The 21,728-nt window shown below is 72.3% G+C and carries 20 protein-coding genes; 15 read left to right on the top strand and 5 right to left on the bottom strand.

Going from position 1 to position 21,728, the window contains the following annotated elements:
- Positions 1 to 13: 13 nt before the first annotated feature.
- Positions 14 to 1,705, bottom strand: a complete 1,692-nt coding sequence (locus ACXN5W_RS08000) for a GTPase (protein ID WP_473157524.1) — start codon at positions 1,703 to 1,705, stop codon at positions 14 to 16.
- Positions 1,702 to 3,525, bottom strand: coding sequence for an ABC transporter (locus ACXN5W_RS07995; RefSeq protein ID WP_473157523.1), 1,824 nt, complete (start codon positions 3,523 to 3,525; stop codon positions 1,702 to 1,704). The genes ACXN5W_RS08000 and ACXN5W_RS07995 overlap by 4 nt, the downstream gene beginning before the upstream one ends.
- Positions 3,526 to 3,806: 281 nt before the next feature.
- Between ACXN5W_RS07995 and dnaK the strand changes: the two genes are divergently transcribed.
- The 5 genes from dnaK to ACXN5W_RS07970 all read left to right on the top strand — a co-directional run bounded on the left by dnaK (position 3,807) and on the right by ACXN5W_RS07970 (position 8,693).
- Positions 3,807 to 5,669, top strand: a complete 1,863-nt coding sequence (dnaK, locus tag ACXN5W_RS07990) for a molecular chaperone DnaK (RefSeq protein WP_473157522.1) — start codon at positions 3,807 to 3,809, stop codon at positions 5,667 to 5,669.
- Positions 5,670 to 5,774: 105 nt separating this feature from the next.
- Positions 5,775 to 6,581, top strand: a complete 807-nt coding sequence (locus tag ACXN5W_RS07985; protein ID WP_473157521.1) for a nucleotide exchange factor GrpE — start codon at positions 5,775 to 5,777, stop codon at positions 6,579 to 6,581.
- Positions 6,582 to 6,662: 81 nt separating this feature from the next.
- Positions 6,663 to 7,865 carry a molecular chaperone DnaJ gene (gene dnaJ, locus ACXN5W_RS07980; RefSeq protein ID WP_473157520.1) on the top strand — a complete coding sequence of 401 codons (1,203 nt, stop codon included), beginning with the start codon at positions 6,663 to 6,665 and terminating at the stop codon, positions 7,863 to 7,865.
- A gap of 33 nt (positions 7,866 to 7,898) precedes the next feature.
- Complete coding sequence (locus ACXN5W_RS07975) at positions 7,899 to 8,342, top strand: heat shock protein transcriptional repressor HspR (RefSeq protein ID WP_473157519.1); 444 nt, start codon at positions 7,899 to 7,901, stop codon at positions 8,340 to 8,342.
- A gap of 159 nt (positions 8,343 to 8,501) precedes the next feature.
- Positions 8,502 to 8,693: a hypothetical protein gene (locus ACXN5W_RS07970; protein WP_473157518.1), complete on the top strand. Its 192-nt coding sequence runs from the start codon at positions 8,502 to 8,504 to the stop codon at positions 8,691 to 8,693.
- A 111-nt stretch (positions 8,694 to 8,804) separates the two neighbouring features.
- On the opposite strand, the gene ACXN5W_RS07965 is transcribed toward ACXN5W_RS07970, so the two are convergent.
- From ACXN5W_RS07965 to ACXN5W_RS07955, 3 genes are all read right to left on the bottom strand, one after another.
- Entirely contained in the window at positions 8,805 to 9,233 is a 429-nt protein-coding gene (locus ACXN5W_RS07965) for a hypothetical protein (RefSeq protein WP_473157517.1), read from the bottom strand.
- Positions 9,234 to 9,394: 161 nt separating this feature from the next.
- Positions 9,395 to 10,603, bottom strand: coding sequence for a cation:proton antiporter (locus tag ACXN5W_RS07960; RefSeq protein ID WP_473157516.1), 1,209 nt, complete (start codon positions 10,601 to 10,603; stop codon positions 9,395 to 9,397).
- A 5-nt stretch (positions 10,604 to 10,608) separates the two neighbouring features.
- Positions 10,609 to 11,109, bottom strand: a complete 501-nt coding sequence (locus ACXN5W_RS07955) for a cation:proton antiporter regulatory subunit (protein WP_473157515.1) — start codon at positions 11,107 to 11,109, stop codon at positions 10,609 to 10,611.
- An 88-nt stretch (positions 11,110 to 11,197) separates the two neighbouring features.
- Between ACXN5W_RS07955 and ACXN5W_RS07950 the strand changes: the two genes are divergently transcribed.
- The 10 genes from ACXN5W_RS07950 (at position 11,198) to ACXN5W_RS07905 (ending at position 21,692) form a co-directional block, all read left to right on the top strand.
- A complete protein-coding gene (locus tag ACXN5W_RS07950) occupies positions 11,198 to 12,430 on the top strand; it encodes a beta propeller repeat protein (protein ID WP_473157514.1) in 1,233 nt (410 codons plus the stop codon).
- A gap of 124 nt (positions 12,431 to 12,554) precedes the next feature.
- Positions 12,555 to 13,769 carry a beta propeller repeat protein gene (locus tag ACXN5W_RS07945; protein WP_473157513.1) on the top strand — a complete coding sequence of 405 codons (1,215 nt, stop codon included), beginning with the start codon at positions 12,555 to 12,557 and terminating at the stop codon, positions 13,767 to 13,769.
- An 84-nt stretch (positions 13,770 to 13,853) separates the two neighbouring features.
- Positions 13,854 to 16,445 (top strand): ATP-dependent chaperone ClpB, encoded by a 2,592-nt coding sequence (gene clpB / locus ACXN5W_RS07940; RefSeq protein ID WP_473157512.1) that lies wholly within the window; start codon positions 13,854 to 13,856, stop codon positions 16,443 to 16,445.
- Between the two features lie 128 nt (positions 16,446 to 16,573).
- Entirely contained in the window at positions 16,574 to 16,987 is a 414-nt protein-coding gene (locus ACXN5W_RS07935; RefSeq protein ID WP_473157511.1) for a hypothetical protein, read from the top strand.
- Positions 16,988 to 17,085: 98 nt separating this feature from the next.
- Positions 17,086 to 17,733 (top strand): DUF4178 domain-containing protein, encoded by a 648-nt coding sequence (locus ACXN5W_RS07930; RefSeq protein WP_473157510.1) that lies wholly within the window; start codon positions 17,086 to 17,088, stop codon positions 17,731 to 17,733.
- Between the two features lie 7 nt (positions 17,734 to 17,740).
- Positions 17,741 to 18,241 carry a DUF2617 family protein gene (locus ACXN5W_RS07925; protein WP_473157509.1) on the top strand — a complete coding sequence of 167 codons (501 nt, stop codon included), beginning with the start codon at positions 17,741 to 17,743 and terminating at the stop codon, positions 18,239 to 18,241.
- The gene (locus ACXN5W_RS07920; RefSeq protein ID WP_473157508.1) at positions 18,238 to 18,663 is read left to right on the top strand and encodes a DUF4247 domain-containing protein; all 426 of its coding nucleotides are present in this window, start codon (positions 18,238 to 18,240) and stop codon (positions 18,661 to 18,663) included. The genes ACXN5W_RS07925 and ACXN5W_RS07920 overlap by 4 nt, the downstream gene beginning before the upstream one ends.
- 22 nt (positions 18,664 to 18,685) lie before the next feature.
- Positions 18,686 to 19,108, top strand: a complete 423-nt coding sequence (locus ACXN5W_RS07915; protein WP_473157507.1) for a DUF350 domain-containing protein — start codon at positions 18,686 to 18,688, stop codon at positions 19,106 to 19,108.
- 137 nt (positions 19,109 to 19,245) lie between these two features.
- Positions 19,246 to 20,817 (top strand): polyamine aminopropyltransferase, encoded by a 1,572-nt coding sequence (locus ACXN5W_RS07910; RefSeq protein WP_473157582.1) that lies wholly within the window; start codon positions 19,246 to 19,248, stop codon positions 20,815 to 20,817.
- Positions 20,818 to 20,918: 101 nt separating this feature from the next.
- Complete coding sequence (locus ACXN5W_RS07905) at positions 20,919 to 21,692, top strand: hypothetical protein (protein WP_473157506.1); 774 nt, start codon at positions 20,919 to 20,921, stop codon at positions 21,690 to 21,692.
- The last annotated feature ends 36 nt before the right edge of the window (positions 21,693 to 21,728 follow it).

The raw sequence follows: 21,728 nt of genomic DNA, 5'->3' as shown, positions 1-21,728 counted from the left end.
GACCTGCCGGGCGTCACCGGGCGGACCGGGCCGCTTCGAGGGACTCCCGGGCGCGGGCGTACGCGGCCAGCACCTCCCGGACCGGCCGGATGACGTGGTCGCCGGCGACCTCGCGGACGGCCGCCCGCAGCCGGCGCTCGGCCCGCCGCCGGGCGCGTCGGGCACCCAGACCGATGACCGGCTTCGCCAACGCCGCGATGAGCACGCCGAGCAGCAGACCACCGAGCAGGAGCAGGGTGGGCAGCGGTACGCGGCCGACCATCGGGTAGTCCAGCCGGGGCAGTCCGAGGGCCCGCAGCGCGTACCCGAACACCAGCCAGCCGAGGCCGGCGAAGGCGGCCAGCGTCACCAGCCACTGGAGGCCACCGACCAGGCGCCACCAGACGGGCTTGCGGCTCAGGCCCAGGTCGGTGCCGCCAACGGCGCCGTCCAGGGCGTCCGGTAGGTCGGTCAGCCGGGACCGGGCGGCGCTGGCCACCGCGCCCGGCCAGGGCGCCGGCAGGCCCTGGCCGGCCCGGTCGGCGACCTGGCGTACCGCGAGTCCGACCGCCGAACGCTGCGCCGCGGTGGGATCCGGCACCGAGGTGGCGGCCACCAGGCTCGCCGGGCCGGACTCGTCATCCGGGCCGGTGGGTCCGGGCAGGTGCAGCCGGCGCAGCGGATCGGGCCGCAGCCTGCGCCAGCCGCGTACCAGGGGCCAGCCGGTCGAGCCGGCGGCCCGGTGCCGGTACGCCCGCTCGGTCGCGTCGGCCACGGCCGGCACTCCGGCCACCCCGGCGAGCGCGTCGGTGAGGCCGGGCAGGCTGGCGCGGTCGAGATCGTCAGCGGTCGGCGCCGGGCCCATCATCGCGGTCAGGGCCTCGACCACCGTGTCGGCGTCCCCGGCGAGCCGGCGCAGCGCGGCCTGCCGCTCGCCGACGGTGTGCTCCAGGGTGCCGCGCAGGTCGGTCAGGTCCTCCTGCCGCAGCGCGGAGGTGGCCAGCACCGGCACCCCGGCGAGCCCGTCGCGGTCCAGCAGCCGGCGCAGATCGGCCAGTACCCGGGGGACCTCGGCGGTGGACAGCCGGTCGACCTGGTTGAGCACCACCACGGTGACGTCCCGGTGTCGGTGGAACTCCCGCAGGTAGCTCTCGTGGACCACCCGGTCGGCGTACTTCTGCGGATCGACGACCCACACCACCAGGTCCACGAGCCCCAGCAGGCGATCCACCTCGCGCCGGTGGCTCTGCTGCACCGAGTCGAAGTCCGGCAGGTCGAGCAGGACCAGGCCGTGCAGCGCGGCCTCGTCCGCGGCGTCCAGTGCGCTCTCCCGGACGAACCGGTTCCGGGGCAGCACCCCCAGCCAGTCGAGCAGCCGGATGGCGCCGTCGAGCTGGCCCCAGACGCAGGCGTAGGTCACCCCGGTGGTCGGGCGGCGTACGCCGACCGGGGAGAGGTCGATCCGGGCCAGCGCGTTGAACAGGCTGGACTTGCCGCTGCCGGTGGCTCCGGCCAGCGCCACCACGGTGTGGTCCCGGGACAGCGCCAGCCGGTCGCTGGCGCGTTCGACCAGGGTGTGTGCCGCGCCGAGCCGGTCCTCCGGGAGGTGTCCCGCGACGAGTTCGAGGAACTGGCGTACGGCGCTCACCCGGTCGAGCAGGGCGTCGGGGTCGACCCGGCGGTCACCGCGCAGCGCGTCGCGGAACCGGTCCACGATGTTGCTCACCTGTCGTCTCCCGGCAGGATGAGTGGTGTTTCCCGGGTGAGTCCGGCCCGCAGCCGGGCCTGTTCCACGGTGTCGGCGGCGGAGCGCAGCCGTTCGGCGGACCGCTCGGGCAGGCCGGCCGCCGCGAGTCGGGCGCGGAACCGGGCCGCCTCCGTCGTCAGCAGCTCCTCGGTCCGGGCGAGCAGGTCGGTCCGGGCCCGGGCGGCGAGGGTGCGTACCGCCTGGTCTCCGAAGATCGCCTGGAGGACGACCTGGCCGGCCATCGTGGTGCCGGCGCCGGTGGCCACCTCCAGCCCGGTGGGGATGAACGCCGTCGAGGCGAAGACCGCGATGGTGACGGCGAGTCCCATGGCGTTCACCGCGTACGCGGCGGTACGCGCGACGAAGCGCCGGTCCGCGCCCTCGGCCCGGACCAGCTCCAGCACGCCGCGCTGCCAGTCCCGGACCAGCCGCTCGGCTCGCTCGGCGAAGTCCTCGCCCGGCCGGGCCAACGCCGGTTCCAGCAGTGCGGCGCCCGCCGGATGGGCCTGCCAGCCGGTGTACGCGGCCTCGGCGGCGTCGGCGGCCACCCCGCGGAGCAGGGTCACCAGCTGCGACTCGATGGCGTTCTGCAACTCCCGGCCGGGGGCCGGCCGGCCGGTGACGGCCGCCACCAACCGGTCGCGGAGCCGGCCGATCCGGGCCTCCAGGGTGCGGAACAGCTCGCCGGTGCCGACGAACTCCTGCCACCGGGCCAGCACCTCGCCGCGCAGCAGTCGGCCGTCCTGGACGCCCTGCTCGACGGTGCGCCGGGCGTTGCGGTACGCCCCGGCCACCCGTTCGTCCAGGGTGGCGGCGGCCCGGTCCTGCTCGTCGGCGGCGAGGGCCATCCGCTGGATCGCCGGACCGAGCGCCGCCAGTGCGCCGTCCAGGGTCTGCCGGACCACCGCTGCCCGGGCCTGTCCGTCGGAGGCGAGCCGGTCGAACCAGTCGCGCAGCCCGGCCACGGCCCGCTCGGGCAGCAGGCCCTGGCCGTCGATCGTGGTCTCGGGCAGCACGAACAGGGGCGCGGCGGACAGGTCGTGGTCGGCCAGCATCTCGGCCAGGTGGGTGGCGATCTCCTCGGCCGCGTCGCCGGGCACCCGGTCGAGGACGAGGGCGATCACCGTCCCGCGTTCACGCGCGGTGCGCAGCAGTTCCCAGGGCACCGCGTCCGCGTACCGGGCGGCGGTGGTGACGAACAGCCAGAGGTCCGCGGCGGCCAGCAGTTGGGCGGCCAGGGCCCGGTTGGCGTCGACCACCGAGTCGATGTCGGGGGCGTCGAGGAAGGCCAGGCCCGGGGTCAGGGCCGGCGCCGTCACCAGTTGCAGGGTGTGCGGGTCGTCCCCGGGTTCGCTCGTGCGGGTCAGCCCCGGCAACAGGTCACCCTGCCGGAACCAGGTGGTGTCGGCGGGGCTGCACACCAGCACCGGGGCCCGGGTGGTGGGTCGCAGCACGCCGGCGGCGCTGACCCGGGCCCGGACGAGGCTGTTGACCAGGGTCGACTTGCCGGCGCCGGTGGAACCGCCGACCACCACGAGCAGCGGGGCGTCCAGGCGGGCCAGCCGGGGCAGCAGGTAGTCGTCGAGCTGGCTGACCAGGGCGCGGCCGGTCCGGCCCGCCGCCTCGGTGGAGGGCAGCACCAGGGGGAAAACGGCGTCCCGAGCAGCCGTGCGCAACTCGTCGAGGGCAGCCCGCAGGTCCGGCTGGGCCGGTGCGGCGGTCTGGCCGGCGGAGCGCGGTTCGGGCCCGGTGGGCGGGGGCGCCGTGCTCGGGGCGGTCGGCTCGCCCTGGGCTGTCACGGGTAAAGCGTGCCTGATCTATGCACCATGGACAACCGGACACCCGGAAACGCCGTGGACAACCGGAGAGCACGGAAACGCGGTGGCCAACCGGACGGTGGGGGATGCCGGTCGGAGGCCGGAATATCCGCCCAACGGCGGAAGTTGCGCTTAGGCGACTCAACCTCGACTTGACGATTCCGTTGATCGTGGCACTATTGAGTCCGGTCCACTCAACTTGTGGCGGGTGCGCTGCGGGCGAGGCCCGTCACCTGCTCCAGCAGCGAAGCGAGGAAGCAAACATGGCACGTGCGGTCGGTATCGACCTCGGCACGACGAACTCCTGCGTCAGCGTTCTCGAGGGCGGTGAGCCCACCGTCGTCGCGAACGCCGAGGGCTCGCGGACCACGCCGTCGATCGTCGCGTTCGCCCGCAATGGCGAGGTGCTCGTCGGTGAGGTCGCCAAGCGTCAGGCGGTGACCAACCCGGACCGGACCATCCGGTCGGTCAAGCGGGAGGTCGGCACCAACTGGACCGTCGACATCGACGGCAAGAAGTACACCCCGCAGGAGATCTCCGCGCGGACCCTGATGAAGCTCAAGCGGGACGCCGAGGCCTACCTCGGTGAGCAGATCGCGGACGCGGTCATCACCGTCCCGGCGTACTTCAACGACGCCCAGCGGCAGGCCACCAAGGAGGCGGGCGAGATCGCCGGCTTCAACGTGCTGCGGATCGTCAACGAGCCGACCGCCGCCGCGCTGGCGTACGGGCTGGACAAGGGCTCCAAGGAGCAGACCGTCCTGGTCTTCGACCTCGGCGGCGGCACCTTCGACGTCTCCCTGCTGGAGCTGGCCGAGGGTGTCATCGAGGTCAAGTCCACCAGCGGCGACAACCACCTCGGTGGCGACGACTGGGACCAGCGGATCATCGACCACCTGGTCAAGACGTTCCGTGGCGAGCAGGGCATCGACCTGTCGCAGGACAAGATGGCCATGCAGCGGCTCCGCGAGGCGGCCGAGAAGGCCAAGATCGAGCTGTCCGCCGCGACGACCACCAACATCAACCTGCCGTACATCACGGCCGGTCAGGCCGGCCCGCTGCACCTGGACGTGACGCTCAGCCGCGCCGAGTTCCAGCGGATGTCGCAGGACCTGCTGGACCGCTGCAAGGGCCCGTTCGAGCAGGCCATCAAGGACGCCGGGATCAAGGTCTCGGACGTCGACCACGTGATCCTGGTCGGCGGTTCCACCCGGATGCCCGCCGTCACGGACCTGGTCAAGCAGCTCACCGGCAAGGAGCCGAACAAGGGCGTGAACCCGGACGAGGTCGTGGCCGTCGGCGCCGCGCTCCAGGCCGGTGTGCTCAAGGGTGAGGTCAAGGACGTCCTGCTGCTCGACGTGACCCCGCTGAGCCTGGGCATCGAGACCAAGGGCGGCATCTTCACCAAGCTGATCGAGCGCAACACCACGATCCCGACCAAGCGCTCCGAGGTGTTCACCACCGCCGACGACAACCAGCCGTCGGTGCTCATCCAGGTGTTCCAGGGTGAGCGGGAGATCGCCGCGTACAACAAGAAGCTCGGCACCTTCGAGCTGACCGGCCTGCCGCCGGCGCCGCGCGGCGTGCCGCAGATCGAGGTCAGCTTCGACATCGACGCCAACGGCATCGTCAACGTCCACGCCAAGGACCTCGGCACGGGCAAGGAACAGAAGATGACGATCACCGGCGGCTCGGCGCTGCCGAAGGACGACATCGAGAAGATGATGCGGGACGCGCAGGAGCACGCCGACGACGACAAGCGGCGTCGCGAGGAGGCGGAGACCCGCAACCTCGCCGAGCAGCTCCAGTGGCAGACCGAGAAGTTCCTGGCCGAGAGCGGTGACAAGCTGCCGGCCGAGAACCGCGACCAGCTCAACGAGGCGCTCGGCGACCTGCGCGGCGCGCTCGGCGGCAGCGACATCGAGAAGATCAAGTCCGCGCACGAGAAGCTGGCGCAGGTCTCCCAGCAGGCCGGCTCGCTGCTCTACGCGGCTCAGCAGTCCGAGGCGGGCCAGCAGGCCGGACCGGGCGCGGCGGGTGCCGGCGCCACCGGCGGCCCGACCGGTACGGCCGGGGCCGACGACGTCGTCGACGCGGAGATCGTGGACGAGGACGACAAGAAGTGACGTGTCGGTCCACCGCCCACCAGCAGGGAAATCGAGGCGACCGGTGAACGCGAGAAACACGCCGGATCCGCGAGCCCCGCGGCCGCGAACGGAAGGTAAGACCGCATGACGGACAAGCCACGAGCCGCCGAGGCCGGCACCGCCGGATCGGCGCCGGGTGGCTCCACGCCCGCCGGTGGTGGCGACACCACCGGCGAGCGCGTCGTCATCCGAGACAAGCGCAGGACCGGTACGTCCGCCGGACCGGACGGGTCCGCGGACCAGCCCGGCGACGCCCCCGAGCCCACCGGGGGCCCGGCCGAGGGTGCCGACGAACTCACCCCGGCCACTTCCACCGAGGCTGAGCTGGCCGGTGACTCGGCCGAGCGGGCCGCCGAGGCCGAGGCCGAGGCGGGCGCCACCGTCGGCGGTGACCAGCCGGTGGTCGACGCCCCGGCCGGGCCGGCGGAGGGGTCGACCGGCCGGTCCGGGCCGTTCGGCGCCGAGTTGGAGGCCCTGCGCGCCGAACTCGACGAGCGGACCCGGGATGTTCAGCGGGTGTCGGCCGAGTACGCCAACTACCGCAAGCGGGTGGACCGGGACCGGGGGCTGGTGGCCGAGCAGACCACCGGAACCGTCCTGGTGGCACTGCTGCCCATCCTGGACGACCTGGACCGGGCCCGTGAGCACGGCGATCTGGTGGGTCCGTTCGGCACCGTCGCCGAGCAGCTCACCGCGGCGCTCACCAAGTTCGGGTTGACCGCCTTCGGCGAGAAGGGCGACCCGTTCGACCCGACCCGGCACGAGGCGGTCGCGCACCAGACCTCAACCGAGGTCACCGAGCCGACCTGCGTCGAGGTGATGCGGCGTGGCTACCAACTGGGCGAGCGACTGTTGCGGCCCGCGCTGGTCGCGGTCGCCGATCCGGAATAGCGGAATGCGGGATCACCGGTGCCCGCCGGACCGGTTCACCGGGGCGGCGGGCACCGACGATCCGGGGAGGGAGGTGGACAGATGAGTTCCAAGGACTGGCTGGAGAAGGACTTCTACGCCGCGCTGGGGGTGGGTAAGTCCGCCTCCTCCGATGAGATCAAGAAGGCGTACCGGAAACTGGCCCGGGAGTTGCACCCGGACCGTAACCCGGGCAACGCCGAGGCGGAGAGCCGGTTCAAGACGGTCTCCGAGGCGTACTCCGTGCTCTCCGACGAGCAGAAGCGCAAGGAGTACGACGAGATGCGCTCGCTGTTCGGCTCGGGTGCGTTCCGGCGGAACGCCCGGGCCGGCGCCGGTGGGCCGGGTGGGGTGCCGTTCGACGTGTCCGACCTGTTCGGCGGGGCTGGCGGGCAACCCGGTGCGGGTGGCCGGTTCGGCGCCGGTGGCGGTGGCGGTGGCGGCTTCTCCGACCTGTTCGGGTCGATCTTCAACGGTGGCGGTGCGACCACCCGGCCACGCGGCCCGGCCCGGGGCCGGGACGTCGAGGCGGAGGTGTCGATCGACTTCGCGGACGCGGTCAACGGCGTCACGCTGCCGCTGACGCTGCGTTCTCCGGGTGTCTGCGACGTCTGCCACGGCAACGGCGCCAAGCCCGGCACCACGCCGCGGACCTGCCCGGTCTGTCAGGGCGCCGGAGTGGTGACCCGGGACCAGGGCGCGTTCAGCTTCGCCGAACCGTGCCGGGAGTGCCAGGGCGTCGGGACCATCGTCGACGAGAAGTGCCCGGAGTGCCGGGGCACGGGCGGGGTCACGAAGAACCGCACGATCACCGTACGGTTCCCCGCCGGGGTGGCGGACGGCCAGCGGATCCGGTTGGCCGGCCGGGGCGAGCCGGGAGACCGCGGCGGTCCGCCGGGTGACCTGTTCGTCCTGGTGAAGGTGCGACCGGACGACCTGTTCAAACGCAGCGGCGACGACCTCACGCTCACCGTGCCGGTCACGTTCGCCGAGGCGGTCCTGGGTACGGACCTCCGGGTACCGACGATGGACGGCGCGGTGACCCTGCGGGTGCCGCCGGGTACGCCGAGCGGTCGCACCCTGCGGGCCCGGGGCAAGGGCGTGGTCCGGCGTGACGGCCGGGCCGGCGACCTGCTGGTCACCATCGAGGTGGTGGTGCCGGAACAGTTGTCCGGGGAGGCTCGGGCGGCGTTGGAGACGTTCGCCGAGCAGACCCCGGGGGCGGCCCGGGAACATCTCGACGCCCGGGTGCGTCGTGTCAGTTGAGCGTGCGCGGCCGTCGACGCGGAGGTGATCACGATGGCTGAGGAGTTCATCATCTCGGTCGCCCAGGCGTCCGACGCCAAGGTGCTGATGATCTCGGTGGCGGCCCGGATGGCCGGAATGCATCCACAGACGCTGCGGCAGTACGACCGGCTCGGGCTGGTGCAGCCCGGTCGGGCGGCCGGCGGCGGGCGCCGGTACAGCGCCCGGGATGTCGCCCTGCTGCGCGAGGTGCAGCGGCTCAGCCAGGACGACGGGGTCAACCTGGCCGGCATCAAGCGGATCATCGAGCTGGAGCAGCTCGCCGACGGGTTGCGGCAGCGGCTGGCGCAGGCGCAGGCGCAACTCGCCGAGGCGTACGAGCGGATCGCCCAACTGGAGGCGACCCGGGCGTTCCCGCGCGCCGATCTGGTCCCGACCCGGCGACCCTCGACCGCCCTGGTGGTGTGGCGGCCGGTTCGTCCCGAGGGTCGGGACTGACCACCCGACCGCCATCGATTGACCACGGCCCCCGACCGGTTCTCCGGTCGGGGGCCGTTGATTGTCCAGGAAGACGGGTTTCGCTGCTTTAGCCGATTAGGTGGACTACTCTTTGTTTTGGTCCGAATTGCCTAATCTGGACCAATCGGGGGCACCGCCATGGCCGATCCATTCCAGAAGATGACCGGAAGGGCCCGGAGGACGCTCGACCCAGCCGAAACCGTCGACCAGAGTGTCGCCGACGAGGAGGGTGAGCCGACCGAGGACCGCCACGTCGACCAGGTCGACCACGGTCAGGATCAGGTCCGCGAGCAGGTAGGCCAGGCCGAGGGCCGGCGTACCGGAGGCTGACGTCGGAGGCGGTGACCCGGCGGGCCGGGATCCACGGGGGCTCCCGGCCCGCACCCCTCGGTTCGGCCGGCAGCGATGTCCGGACCGTCCGCCCCGCTGGCGTGGCGTCGGCTACAACCGTCGACCGCTGCGGACCAGACCACCCTCGCACCAGTCGTGATAGTCGAACAGGTGGGGCCGGGCCAGCAGCATCCGGCAGTTGTGCGCCCAGATGAGCATCGGTTCGTCGCCGTCGTGCTCGGCCCGTTCCACCAGCTTGCGCAGCCGACGGCGAGGATGGGCCTTGAAGTTCGTCCGGATTCCGTCGGCCGCGTAGATGTAGAGACAATGCTGGGCGAACCGGCGGGCCGGGCAGGATTGATCCATCGCCAACTCGAACAGGGTCGGCACCAGATGGTCACCGGAGACCAACAGGTCCCAGTCCTGCGGCATCGACTCCAGCGGCACCGAATCCGGGTCGTAGGCCCAGGTGCGTAGCTCGGCGGCGCTCGGGTCGACCGGATTGGCGAAACCGTTGGCCCCCGACTCCTGCACGTTCACCCCGGGGTAGACCTTCCGCTCGTGATAGCGGCGGACACGCGCCGTATCCGGGCACGCACCACTGGCTGTTGACGCGAAACCGTAGCGCGTCCAGCCGGATCTACGAAAGGCCTGCCATGTGCCATTTCATCAACCCGTTACGCCAGTACCGTCCGGGCGGCCTAATCCGTCGCCGGAAGCGGCTCACGCGGGCGGTTGTCGGCCCGCCGCCGTAGCCACAGCTTCACCGCGGGCAGATCCGGCAACCGGCCGAGCAGCGGCCCGGTAACGACCGTGATCAACACGTACGCGGTGGCCAGTGGCGCGAGCCGGGGCTCGACGGAGGACGAGGCGACCGCCAGGCCGGCGATGACGATCGAGAACTCCCCCCGGGGCATCAACCCCAGGCCCGCCCGCAACCGGCCGGGCAGTGCGACGCCGATCCGGCCCGCGGCGAAGTACCCGGTCACCACCTTCGTCACCATCGTCACCACGGCCAGGGCGAACGCCGGAAGCAGCACCGGTGGCATGTCGGCCGGGTTCGTGGCCAGGCCGAAGAAGACGAAGAAGACGGCGGCGAACAGGTCACGCAGCGGCGACAGCAGTTGGGTGGCGTTGTGCGCCACCGGCCCGGACAGTGCGATGCCCACCAGGAACGCACCAACCGCGGCCGACACCTTGAGCTGGGCGGCCACGCCGGCCACCAGCAGGGTGAGCCCGAGCACCCCGAGCAGCAGGGCCTCCGGGTTGTTCACCGGGAACATCGCCGAGATGACGTGCCCGTACCGGGTGGCGATCAACAGCACGAGCACCACGGTGCCGACCGCGACCGCCAGGGCGACGCCACCGCCGAACAGGCCGGTGCCGGCGAGCACCGCGGTGAGCAGGGGAAGGTACAGCGCCATCGCCAGGTCCTCGATGACCAGCACGGAGAGGATCACCGGGGTTTCCCGGTTACCCAGCCGACCCAGGTCGGCCAGCACCTTGGCGATGACGCCGGACGAGGAGACCCAGGTGATGCCCGCGAGGACGACGGCGGAGACCCACCCCCAGCCCAGCAGCAGGGCGAAGGCGGCGCCCGGCAGCGCGTTGAGGGCGGCGTCGACCAGCCCGGCGGGAGCGGCCGAGCGCAGGTTGCCGACCAGTTCACCGGCCGAGTACTCCAGGCCCAGCATGACCAGCAGGAGGATCACGCCGATCTCGGCGCCGGTGGCGAAGAACTCCTCACTGGCGTTCAGCGGGAGCAGGCCGCCGTGCCCGAAGGCGAGCCCGGCGAGCAGGTAGAGCGGGATGGGGGACAACCCGATCCGCCGGGCGAGCCGGCCGAGCAGGCCGAGGCCGAGCAGCAGCGTGCCGACCTCGATGAGCAGGACGGTGATTTCGTGGTGCATCCGCCTCAGCCGTCCGGATCCATCTGGGCGAGAATCCGGGCGACCCCGTCGAGGCCGTCGCGGGTACCGACCACCACGACGACGTCACCGGCGGCGAACTGGAACGACGGGTCCGGCGAGGCGATCACCTCGGCCTCCCGCAGGACGGCGACGATGGAGGCGCTGGTGCGGGTCCGTGCCTTGGTGGCGCCCAGCGGGCGGCCGACGTACCTCGATCCGGCCGGGATGGCGATCTGCTCGGTGAGCAGCCCGGCAGCCTGCTGCCGCAGGCCGGAGAGCTGGCCGAGCATCAGCGAGGCGCCCAGGATGTCCGCGAGCGCCTCGGCCTCGTCGTCGGTGAGTTCGATGTTGGCGAGGCACGAGTCGGGGTCGTCCTGGTCGTAGAGGACCAGATCGCGCCGGCCGTTGCGGTGGCTGACCACCCCGATCCGCCGGCCGGAGCCGGTGATCACGTCGTGGCGTACGCCGATGCCGGGCAGGGCGGTCTGTTCCACACGTACTCGCACCTGGTGAAGGCTACCGTCGCCGGCCAGCGGTCGAGGCCTGACGGAGACGGGCTGGATATCGCGGGGGCCGGTCGGGATCATTTGCGGCATGACCCCGATCCGCCGCCGGGCCGCCGGTGCGCTCGCCCTGGCGCTCCTGCTGTCTCCCGCCGGCTGTTCCGTCGGCAAGGTGCGGCGGCCCGCCGTGCCAGCCCCGTCTGCCGGGCCCAGCAGCACCGGGCCGGTGGTGGCCGTCCACCGGGTCCGGGTGCCGGTGCCCGACGACTACCGGCTCGAGGAGATCGACTTCGTCACCGCCGCCACCGGGTACGCGCAGTTCACCCGTTGTGGCACGCTGACCGGCCCGTCCCGGGTGAGCGAGCCGCTCTGCACGGCGATCCTGCTGGGCACCAACGACGGAGGCTCGTCGTGGCGGCGGATCCACCACCCCCATCCCGAGGCGCGCAGCCACCAGCTGGTGGTCACGTACGGCGGTGACCTGCTGCTGTGGGCGGCACCGGACTGGTACCGCTCCACCGACCACGGACACACCTACCTGCGGGCCACCGACGGCGCGGAACAGCGGCTCCCGGCCGCGTTCCAGGAGAGTCTGGCGCGGTTCCAGCACGACGACTCCCGGCCGGGCGACATCGTGGACTGGCAGGGCGGGCGGGCCCGGCAGTTGCCCTCCCCACCACCGGTCCCGCAGATCAGCTCGGTGGCGTACCGGAACGGGCGCCTGTGGGTGGCGGGACTGGCCGGCGGGCAGCTCGCCGTCGCGCTTTCGACCGACGACGGCCGGTCGTGGCGGCCGACCGCCGTGCCGGGACCGGTGCCGCCGGACATCACCGTGGTACGCCTCCAGGTCGCCCCCGACGGTGAGCCGTGGCTGACCGTCCGGTTCGCCGACCAGGAGCGACCGCCGGCCCTGTGGCGCTACCCGACGCCGTCATCAACACCGCCACCGCCACCGCCACCGGCGGCGCCGTCCCCATCGTCGACGTCTCCGGCGTCGTCGCCCCCATCGCCGGCGTCGCCGGGGACGCTCCCGGCCGAGCCGGCGCCCTGGATCCCGATCCGGACGGCCGGGCTGTCGGCGAGCCGGGCCGAGTTCACGGCGCCGATCGGGGCCGGGATGATGGTCATGTCGGGTTCGGCGGGCAGCGGCCTGGTCGCGGCGGACCGGTACGAGACCATCGACTGGCCGATCCACAACGAGGAGCTGGAGGTGCTGATGGACGGCACCATCCTGGTGCCCGCGCCGAACGGCGACGGACCGGTTCTCGGCACCGGCCGGACGGCCGACCGTACCTGGGACCAGTTCCTGCTCGAACCCTACTGAGGCAACGTCCGACGGTCACGTCCCTGCCGCGCCGGCCCGGACAGCGAGCGGCGCCGAACCGGTCGCACCGCTACCGCCCGGTCGCCGGTTGCCGGTTGCTCCGAACCGTGGACACGATGATGCGATGACCCCCATGCTCCGATCGCGCGCTGCCCGGCAAGCCGACGGGCCACGGGCGGAACGCGGTCGGCGACCGGGAAACCCGCGGTGGTGGACCGTCCGGTTCCGGGTCGCCACCGGGGCCGTCGCCGTGCTGGTCGCGCTCCCGGGCTGTGGCGTCGGTGACGTCCGGCGTACACCGGCCCGGCCCACCGCCGCGGCGCCGTCCGGCGCCGACGACGGGCCGGCCCCGAACCGGCCCTGGCAGGTGCGGACCAACCGGCTTCCGGTACCCGCCGACCCGTCGCCCTGGACCGCGTTGTTCACCAGCGCGGAGGCTGGTTACGCGCTGTTCCAGAGCTGTCCGGCCGGACCTTCCGGTGCCGGGGCGCGCACTCCGGTACGGGAGTGCCCGGGGGTGCTGCTGCGCACCGTGGACGGCGGGCGGCACTGGGAGCGCATCCCGTTGCCGCTGGCCGCGGCCCGGAGGTTCCACCTCTACGCGCGGGGCAACCGGCTGGTGCTGCTGGCCGAACCGCACGGCTGGTACGCCTCGATCGACCGGGGCAGCACGTTCAGCCGCCAGGCCGGTTCGGTCGAGCATCCACCGATGGCGTACTTCGGGACCCTGGGCCGGTTCCAGGTGTGCTGCGAGACGGACGGGCGGGGCCGGGTGGCCGAGTGGACCGCCGACCGGCTGCGGCCGGTGCCCCGGCAGCCGGACGTACCCGGGCTGGACGCGGTGGGCTACAGCGAGGGGCGGCTGGTGGCGACCGGCGTGCAGCGCGGACGGCCGTACGCCGCGACTTCCCTGGACGGTGGTCGGACCTGGCGGTCGACCCCCGTGCCGGCGCCCGGCGAGCCGCTGAGCCGGCTGGAACCGCTGCTCAGTGGCGACGATGTGTGGCTGGTCGGTTATCGCGAGGATCCGCAGTCGTTTCCGGTGGTGTGGCGGTCCGACGGCACCGGCTGGCGACCCGAGCCGGCGAACGGCCACCCGGACCTGGCCTACGGGGTGAGCGCCATCGGCGGTGGCCTGCTGCTGATCCGGGGGTCGGCGGGCCTCGGGGTGATCGGCAACGGGCGGTACGAGCCCGTGAGCTGGCCGACCGCAGACCTCTCGCTGCTGGAGGACGGCACCCTGTGCGGGGTGCCCGACACGTATCCGCGGACCGTCTGGTTGGCGCCCGGTTCCGGCGTTGACCGGCGGTGGATCCAGGTCGAACTCCTTCCCGAGTGACCGGCGTCACGTCCTAGACTTGAGCGGAATAGACTCAAGTCTGGTTGTGTCATTCCCAGTGGACATACCTGACCCGGGGGAGCCATGAACGCCGAACGTCTCACCACCAAGAGCCGCGAAGTCATCACCGGCGCGGTCGCCATCGCCAACCAGCGCGGGCACGCCACCGTCGAACCGTGGCACCTGCTGCTCTCGCTGCTGGACACCGGCGGATCAACCGCGGCCGCCCTGTTGCGGGCCACCGGCGCGAACCCCGCCGACATCCGCCGGGCCGCCGCGCGGGCCGTGGAGAACCTGCCCGCCGCGCGCGGCAGCAGCGTCGCGGAACCCAGCCTGTCCCGCGAGTTCGCCAACGCGATCAACGCCGCCGAGCAGATCGCCCGGCCGCTCGGTGACGAGTACACCTCCACCGAACACCTGCTGGCCGGGCTGGCCAGGGTCGGCGGCGCGGTGGCGAAGACCCTCACCGACGCCGGTGCCACCGAGGAAACCCTGGTGGCCGCGTTTCCCACGGTCCGTGGCGGCGACCGCCGGGTGACCACCGCGGACCCCGAACAGACGTACCAGGCGCTGGAGAAGTACGGCGTCGACCTCACCGAGCGGGCCCGCGAGGGCCGGATCGATCCGGTCATCGGCCGGGATTCGGAGATCCGTCGGGTGGTCCAGGTGCTCTCCCGGCGTACCAAGAACAACCCGGTGCTGATCGGCGAGCCCGGCGTCGGCAAGACCGCCATCGTGGAGGGACTGGCCCAGCGGATCGTGGCCGGCGACGTCCCCGAGTCGCTGCGGGGCAAGAAGTTGGTCTCGCTCGACCTCGGCGCCATGGTCGCCGGCGCGCAGTACCGGGGCCAGTTCGAGGAGCGACTCAAGTCGGTGCTCGAGGAGATCAAGAACTCCAACGGCCAGGTCATCACCTTCCTGGACGAGCTGCACACCGTCGTCGGCGCCGGCAAGGGCGAGGGCTCGATGGACGCCGGCAACATGCTCAAACCGATGCTCGCCCGAGGTGAGCTGCGGATGGTCGGCGCCACCACACTGGACGAGTACCGCGAGCACATCGAGAAGGACCCGGCGCTGGAGCGTCGATTCCAACCGGTGCTGGTCGGTGAGCCGACCATCGAGGACACCATCGGCATCCTGCGCGGGCTCAAGGAGCGGTACGAGGTACACCACGGCGTCCGGATCACCGACGCCGCGCTGGTGGCCGCCGCCGCGCTTTCCGACCGGTACATCGCCGACCGGTTCCTGCCGGACAAGGCGATCGACCTGGTCGACGAGTCCGCCTCCCGGCTGCGGATGGAGATCGACTCCCGGCCCGTCGAGGTCGACGAGATCGAGCGCGCCGTGCGCCGGTTGGAGATCGAGGAGATGGCGCTGGCCAAGGAGCCGGACCCGGCCTCGGCCCAGCGGCTGGAGCGGCTGCGCAAGGAGCTGGCCGACAAGCGCGAACAGCTCACCGCGCTGTCCGAGCGCTGGCAACTGGAAAAGGAGCACATCACCCGGCTGTCCACCGCCAAGGAGGAGTTGGAACGCCTCGGCGGCGAGGCGGAGCGGGCCGAGCGGGACGGCGAACTGGAACGCGCCGCCGAGCTGCGCTACGGCCGCATTCCGGCGTTGCGCGCCGACCTCGCGAAGGCCGAGGAGGAACTGGCCGGGCTCCAGGCCGACGGGGCGATGCTCAAGGAGGAGGTCGGCGCCGACGACATCGCGGCGGTGGTCGCCTCCTGGACCGGCATCCCGGCCGGTCGGCTGATGGAGGGCGAGACCGCGAAACTGCTGCGGATGGAGACCTCGCTCGGCGAGCGGGTGGTCGGCCAGACCGAGGCCGTCGGCGCGGTCTCCGACGCGGTCCGCCGGGCCCGCGCCGGGGTCGCCGACCCCGACCGGCCCACCGGCAGCTTCCTGTTCCTCGGCCCCACCGGCGTCGGCAAGACCGAGCTGGCCAAGGCACTCGCCGGGTTCCTCTTCGACGACGAGCGGGCCATGGTCCGGATCGACATGAGCGAGTACGGCGAGAAGCACTCGGTGGCCCGCCTGGTCGGTGCCCCGCCCGGCTACGTCGGGTACGAGGAGGGCGGCCAGCTCACCGAGGCGGTGCGCCGACGGCCGTACTCGGTGGTGTTGCTGGACGAGGTGGAGAAGGCCCACCCGGACGTCTTCGACGTGCTGTTGCAGGTGCTCGACGACGGCCGGCTGACCGACGGCCAGGGCCGGACGGTCGACTTCCGCAACTCGATCCTGATCCTGACCTCGAACCTCGGCTCCTCGGTGGTCACCGACCTCACGCTGACCGAGGACCAGCGCCGGGAGGAGGTGCTCGCGGTGGTCCGTTCGCACTTCAAGCCGGAGTTCCTCAACCGGCTCGACGACATCGTGGTCTTCGCCAGCCTCGGCGGCGAGCAACTGCGGTCGATCGTGGACATCCAGCTCGACCGGCTGCGCCGGCGGCTGGCGGAGCGTCGGTTGACCCTGGACATCACCGAACCGGCCCGCAACTGGCTGGCCGAGCACGGGTACGACCCGATCTACGGCGCCCGTCCGCTGCGCCGCCTGGTGCAGTCCGCCATCGGTGACCAGCTGGCCAAGGCACTTCTGGCCGGCGAGATCCGCGACGGCGACACCGTCCACGTCACCCTGTCCGAAACCAAGGAAACCCTAACCCTCACCCACCCCTGACCCCCCACCCCCAACCCCTGCGGTTGATCATGAAGTTAGCGGCGATTCTGGAGATCGAATCGGCCGCTAACTTCATGATCAACGCTGCTGGGCGGATGGAACGGGGGGCGGAGGGGAAAGGGAAGGGCATGTTGGGACGAGGTGAGAGGGAACGGGACGGCGTGATCACGGGACGGGACCGGAACGTGGACGAGGCGGTCGAGGAACTGGGCCGGGCGGACACGCTCGCCTTCGGCGGGGTCGGGTTCGCCGGACAGACGCTGCCGCCGACGGCCGCGTACCAGGTGTTGGAGGGTCTGCTGCCCGACCGGGCGGAGGAACTGCGGGCCCGACTGACCGAGGTCCTCGCCAGCGGATCACCCGCCGGAAAGGCGTACGCCGCGAGCCTGCTCGGGCGGTTCGATCCGGCGGCCGGTCGCGCCGCCTGGGAGACGCTCGCCGCCGACCGCAGCGAGATCACCACCTTTGTCGGCTGCGTCATGGACCGCACCACCCTGGGGGAGTACGCCCGGAGCCAACTACACCACGCAGTCACCGACTGACCACTCGATCCGTCCGGGATTCCCCCAGGTGCGCGGGGTTGTTACCGTCTTCGCCCAGCACGGGGATTCGCCCAACACGGGGAATTGGGGGTGGACGGGTGAACGGGACACTGGCCTTCGTGGTGACCGGGCTGGGCTGCCTGGTCGCAGTGGCCGGGATCGTGATCGCCGCGGTTGCGCTGCGGGCCGCCAAGCGGCGTACGGCACCGGCCCGGCCGACCGGCCCCGCCGACCCGTTCCGGCAGCCCGACGACGACGCCGACGCGCTGCGCGGTGACCCTCGCCGGCTGCGGCCCGGTGACATCGTGGAGATCCGCGGCACCTCGTACGGCGTCCGCGGCTCGCTGCACTTCACCGAGGGCGACTGGGGCTGGGCGGAACACCTGCTGGACGACGCCCAGGGGGTCAAGCGGTGGCTGTCGGTGGAGGAGGACCCGGATCTGGAACTGGCGCTGTGGACGGCCGTACCAGGCGCGACCGTCACGCCGGGCCCGGACAGCGTGGCCTTCGACGGCCGGCGGTACGCCAGCGACGAGTCCGGCCAGGCGCGTTACACCGGCACCGGCACCACCGGGCTGAACCCGACCGGATCGGTCCGCTACCACGACTACCGCAGCCCGGACGGTGCGCTGCTGTCCTTCGAGTCCTACGGGGACAGCGCGTCCTGGGAGGTGGCCCGGGGCGAGTCGCTGCGCCGGGCCGAAGTGATGATCTATCCCGGGTCCACGCCGGAGCGGGAGAACTGACCACCCGATGCTGGTCGACCTGGACACCCCGTACGCCGACACCACCGCGGCCGATCTCAGCCTCTCGCTGGACGGTCCGGTCCGACCGGCCCTGCACGTGCTGACCGTGGAGGTGGCCGGTGTCGCCGTCCGGCTGCGCCTGCTCGGCGCCTCCCACCAGGTGCGGATCGACGCGTCCGGCGCGGCCTGGTCCGAGACCGTGGCCTGCCTGCCCGGCAGTCCCGCGCTACCCCGCGAGGTGGCCTCGCGGGACGGCGCGTACCACTTCGCCTCCCGGGTGTTCCGGCTCGACCGGGCCGACCTCGCCGAGCGGGTCGGTGCGCTGCGCCGGGATCTCGCCGACGACCCGGCCGCGCTGGTGGGGGTCTTCCCCGGCGACTCCGACGCGGTCACCGCCCTGCGGGTACGCCCCGCTCCGGCCCCCGGGGTCATCGGCTGGGAGACCTGGCACGCCTATCCGCAGACCGGCGAGCTGGTCCGGACCGAGTCGAGGGTGAACCTGCCGTGACACACCGCAGATGGATCGGGCTCGGCGCCGCGCTGGCCCTGGTGGGGGTGCTGGTCGCCGGGACCGGCCTGTTCTTCGGCACCTTCTCCCCGCGCGGCTACGTCAAGGACCGTTACGCCCGGTCGGCCAGCCACGACATCGGCCGGGACGCCATCGCCTACACCAGTTCCCGGCCGCCGAGCCAGGTGGCGAAGGAGCTGACCGGCGCCTGGCGGCCCGCCGACCGGTACGTCGACCCGAGCGGCTACTACCTGCGCTACGGCGACGACTCGGTGGTCATCCGGCCGCTGGCCGCCGGCTCGCTGATCCTGCTGGAACGCATGACCACGGCCTATCCGCGCTACCACGGCACGGTGGGCTCCGGCTGGGGCTGGAGCCGGGGTAGCACCGTCCGGGGCGGCGGGCCCGGAGCGGGCAAGTAACCACTCATCCCTGGGAGACACCTTGCCGAACCTCGCCACCGACCTGCTGGTGACGCTCGCCTACGGCGTCGTCGGCGTGCTGCTCATGGGCCTCGGCTACCTGCTGGTCGACGTCGCCACCCCGGGCCGGCTCAACCAGCTGATCTGGACCGACCGGAACCGCAACGCCGCCGTGCTGCTCGCCTCGAACCTCGCCAGCGTGGGCATCATCGTGGTCGCCGCCATCGTGGCGAGCGACGACGACTTCAAGGCCGGGATTGTCGGCTGCGCCGCGTACGGGGTGCTCGGCCTGTTGCTCATGGCGGGCGCGTTCCTGCTGCTCGACCTGGCCACCCCGGGGCGGCTGGGTGAGATCCTGGTCGATCCGCAGCCGCACCCCGCGGTCTGGGTCTCCGCCGTGGTCCACCTGGCCACCGGTGCGGTCATCGCCGCCGCGATCAGCTGATGGAGGCCGCGCCCCGGTCGGCCGCCCCAGCAGCCGAGGCCGTCCCGATGGTTGAGGCCGTCCCGGCGGTTGAGTCCGCTCCGGTGGTTGAGGCCGTCCCGGTGGCTGAGGGCGGCGAGGTGGCGCCGGGTGGGCCGATCGCCACCGGTACGTCTCCGGCACGGCTGCGGCGACGACCGGCCCGCGTCGCCGTCCTGGCGGCGGTCTTCGTCTGCGCCGCGTGCGGGCTGGTCTACGAACTCGCCCTGGTCGCCCTGGGTAGCTATCTGATCGGGGACACCGTCGGCCAGGCGTCCATCGTGCTCGGCGTGATGGTCTTCGCGATGGGCGTGGGGGCGCTGGCGGCAAAGCCGTTGCAGTCCCGGGCGGCCCCGGCGTTCGCCGCGGTCGAACTGGCGCTCGCGCTGCTCGGTGGGCTGTCGGTGCTCGGCCTGTACGCCGCGTTCTCCTGGCTCGATCTGTACGCGCCCGCCCTGGTGATCACCGCGTTCGTGCTGGGGCTGCTGATCGGCGCCGAGATCCCGCTGCTGATGGTGCTGCTGCAACGCATCCGGGCGCAGGAGGCCGGCAGCGCCGTGGCCGACCTGTTCGCCGCCGACTACGTCGGCGCGCTGCTCGGCGGGCTGGCCTTCCCGTTCCTGCTGATGCCGGCCCTCGGCCTGCTCCGCGGTGCCCTGGTGGTCGGCGCGGTCAACGCGCTCGCCGGATTGGCGCTGGTCGGCACGGTGTTCCGGCGCGACCTGGGCCGGCGGTCCCGGGTCGGCCTGGCCGCCGGCACCGTCGTGGTCGCGCTGTGTCTCGGGTACGCCTACCGCACGGCCCACGACTTCGAGGTGACCGCGCGGCAGCAGCTCTACCGGGATCCGGTGGTGCACGCGGAACGCAGCCGGTACCAGGAGATCGTCCTGACCCGGGCGGTGGCCGCGCCCGGCCAGACCCAGACCGACCTGCGGCTCTTTCTGAACGGGGATCTCCAGTTCAGCTCGTCCGACGAGTACCGCTATCACGAGGCACTGGTGCACCCGGCGTTGCGCGGGACGCACGGCTCGGTGCTGGTGCTCGGCGGTGGGGACGGGCTGGCCCTGCGGGAGATCCTGCGGTATCCGGACGTGACCCGGGTGACGCTGGTGGATCTCGATCCGGCCGTGGTGCGGTTGGCGCGTACCGAGCCGCAGTTACGGGCCCTCAACCACGCCTCGTTCGACGACCCCCGGGTCCACCTCGTGCAGACCGACGCGTTCGGCTGGCTGCGCGCCGAGACCGGCACCTTCGACACCGTCATCGTCGACCTGCCCGATCCGGACGAGACGGCGACGGCCAAGCTCTACACGGTCGAGTTCTACGCCCTGATCCACGCGGTGCTGGCACCCGGCGCCCGGATGGTCGTCCAGGCCGGCTCGCCGTACTTCGCGCCCCGGTCGTACTGGTCGATCGAGCACTCGATCCGGGACGCCGGGTTCGCGACGGTGCCGTACCACGTCGACGTACCCTCCTTCGGCGACTGGGGATTCGTGCTCGCGGCGCCCGGGACCACGCCGCCCGAGCTGGGGTTGCCGGCGAACGCCCCGGCGCTGCGCTTCCTGGACGCCGACACGCTGCGGCTGGCGGCGACCTTCCCGGCCGACCGACGGCGGTTGGACGTACCGGCCTCGACGTTGCTGCAACCCCGGGTACTGGAGTACAACCGCGCTGAATGGCGCGGTTACTAGGGGCCGTCTAGTCGCGGCCGCTCGTGTGTCAGCCACCGTTTGCCACGGGACGCTGGCAGGGTATCGATAACCCGTTTCGTGGATCTAGGAAGGGAGAGCACGTGTCGGATCCGAGCAGTCCGGGCGCGCCGGCGCCGGTGGCGCGGCCCAGCAGCGTCACCATCTCGACATACCTGTTGTACGCGGTCGCCGCGCTGCAGCTGATCAGCGCGATCGTCGCGCTGTCGGTCATGGGCAAGATCCAGCAGGTGTACAAGGAGGCGTACGCCGGTACGTCCGCGGAGGGCGCCGAATCGATCGCCACGATCAGCGCGGTGTTCGGCGCCATCGTCGCGCTGCTGCTGGCGATCGGCTTCGTGGTGCTGGGCGTGCTCAACAGCCGGGGCAAGAACCCGGCCCGGATCGTCACCTGGGTGCTCGGCGGCATCGGCATCTGTTGCACCGGTTTCGGGGTGGCCAGCTCCGGTCTGACCAACTCGATGGGTGGCAGCAGCAGCGGCGACGCGCCGAGCGCGGCGGAGGTACGGGATCGGCTCAACGACGTGCTGCCCTCCTGGTACGGCCCGATCTCCATGACCCTGTCGGTGCTGACGCTGCTGGCCCTGATCGCGGTGGTGGTCCTGCTCGCGCTGCCGGCCTCGAACGCCTTCTTCCGCAAGCCGAAGCCGGGCTTCGAGCCGCCGACGCCGGGCGCCGGCTACCCGGGCTACCCGCAGAACCCGGGCTACCCACAGAACCCCGGGTACCCGCAGAACCCGGGCTACCCGGGTCAGGAGCCCGGCTCGTCCGCCCCGGGCACCTCGCCGGGATATCCGCAGCAGCCGGGTCCGCGCTCGGACCGCCCGGACGACGAGTCAGGTCCCACGGCGCACTGACGCTTCGGCTGTACGACGTACCGCATGGCGATCCCC

The sequence above is a fragment of the Plantactinospora sp. A48 genome, assembly GCF_055793945.1.
Note: the sequence above shows the minus strand (reverse complement) of the source record. Positions and strands in the feature narration are given on the sequence as shown.

Bases quoted from the DNA above. Each gene is read 5' to 3' on its own strand.
- ACXN5W_RS07985 (WP_473157521.1), top strand. From the start codon at position 5,775: ATGACGGACAAGCCACGAGCCGCCGAGGCCGGCACCGCCGGATCGGCG.
- ACXN5W_RS07935 (WP_473157511.1), top strand. From the start codon at position 16,574: ATGTTGGGACGAGGTGAGAGGGAACGGGACGGCGTGATCACGGGACGG.
- ACXN5W_RS07975 (WP_473157519.1), top strand. From the start codon at position 7,899: ATGGCTGAGGAGTTCATCATCTCGGTCGCCCAGGCGTCCGACGCCAAG.
- ACXN5W_RS07950 (WP_473157514.1), top strand. From the start codon at position 11,198: ATGACCCCGATCCGCCGCCGGGCCGCCGGTGCGCTCGCCCTGGCGCTC.
- dnaJ (WP_473157520.1), top strand. From the start codon at position 6,663: ATGAGTTCCAAGGACTGGCTGGAGAAGGACTTCTACGCCGCGCTGGGG.
- ACXN5W_RS07960 (WP_473157516.1), bottom strand. From the start codon at position 10,603: ATGCACCACGAAATCACCGTCCTGCTCATCGAGGTCGGCACGCTGCTG.
- clpB (WP_473157512.1), top strand. From the start codon at position 13,854: ATGAACGCCGAACGTCTCACCACCAAGAGCCGCGAAGTCATCACCGGC.
- dnaK (WP_473157522.1), top strand. From the start codon at position 3,807: ATGGCACGTGCGGTCGGTATCGACCTCGGCACGACGAACTCCTGCGTC.
- ACXN5W_RS07925 (WP_473157509.1), top strand. From the start codon at position 17,741: ATGCTGGTCGACCTGGACACCCCGTACGCCGACACCACCGCGGCCGAT.
- ACXN5W_RS07970 (WP_473157518.1), top strand. From the start codon at position 8,502: ATGGCCGATCCATTCCAGAAGATGACCGGAAGGGCCCGGAGGACGCTC.
- ACXN5W_RS07945 (WP_473157513.1), top strand. From the start codon at position 12,555: ATGACCCCCATGCTCCGATCGCGCGCTGCCCGGCAAGCCGACGGGCCA.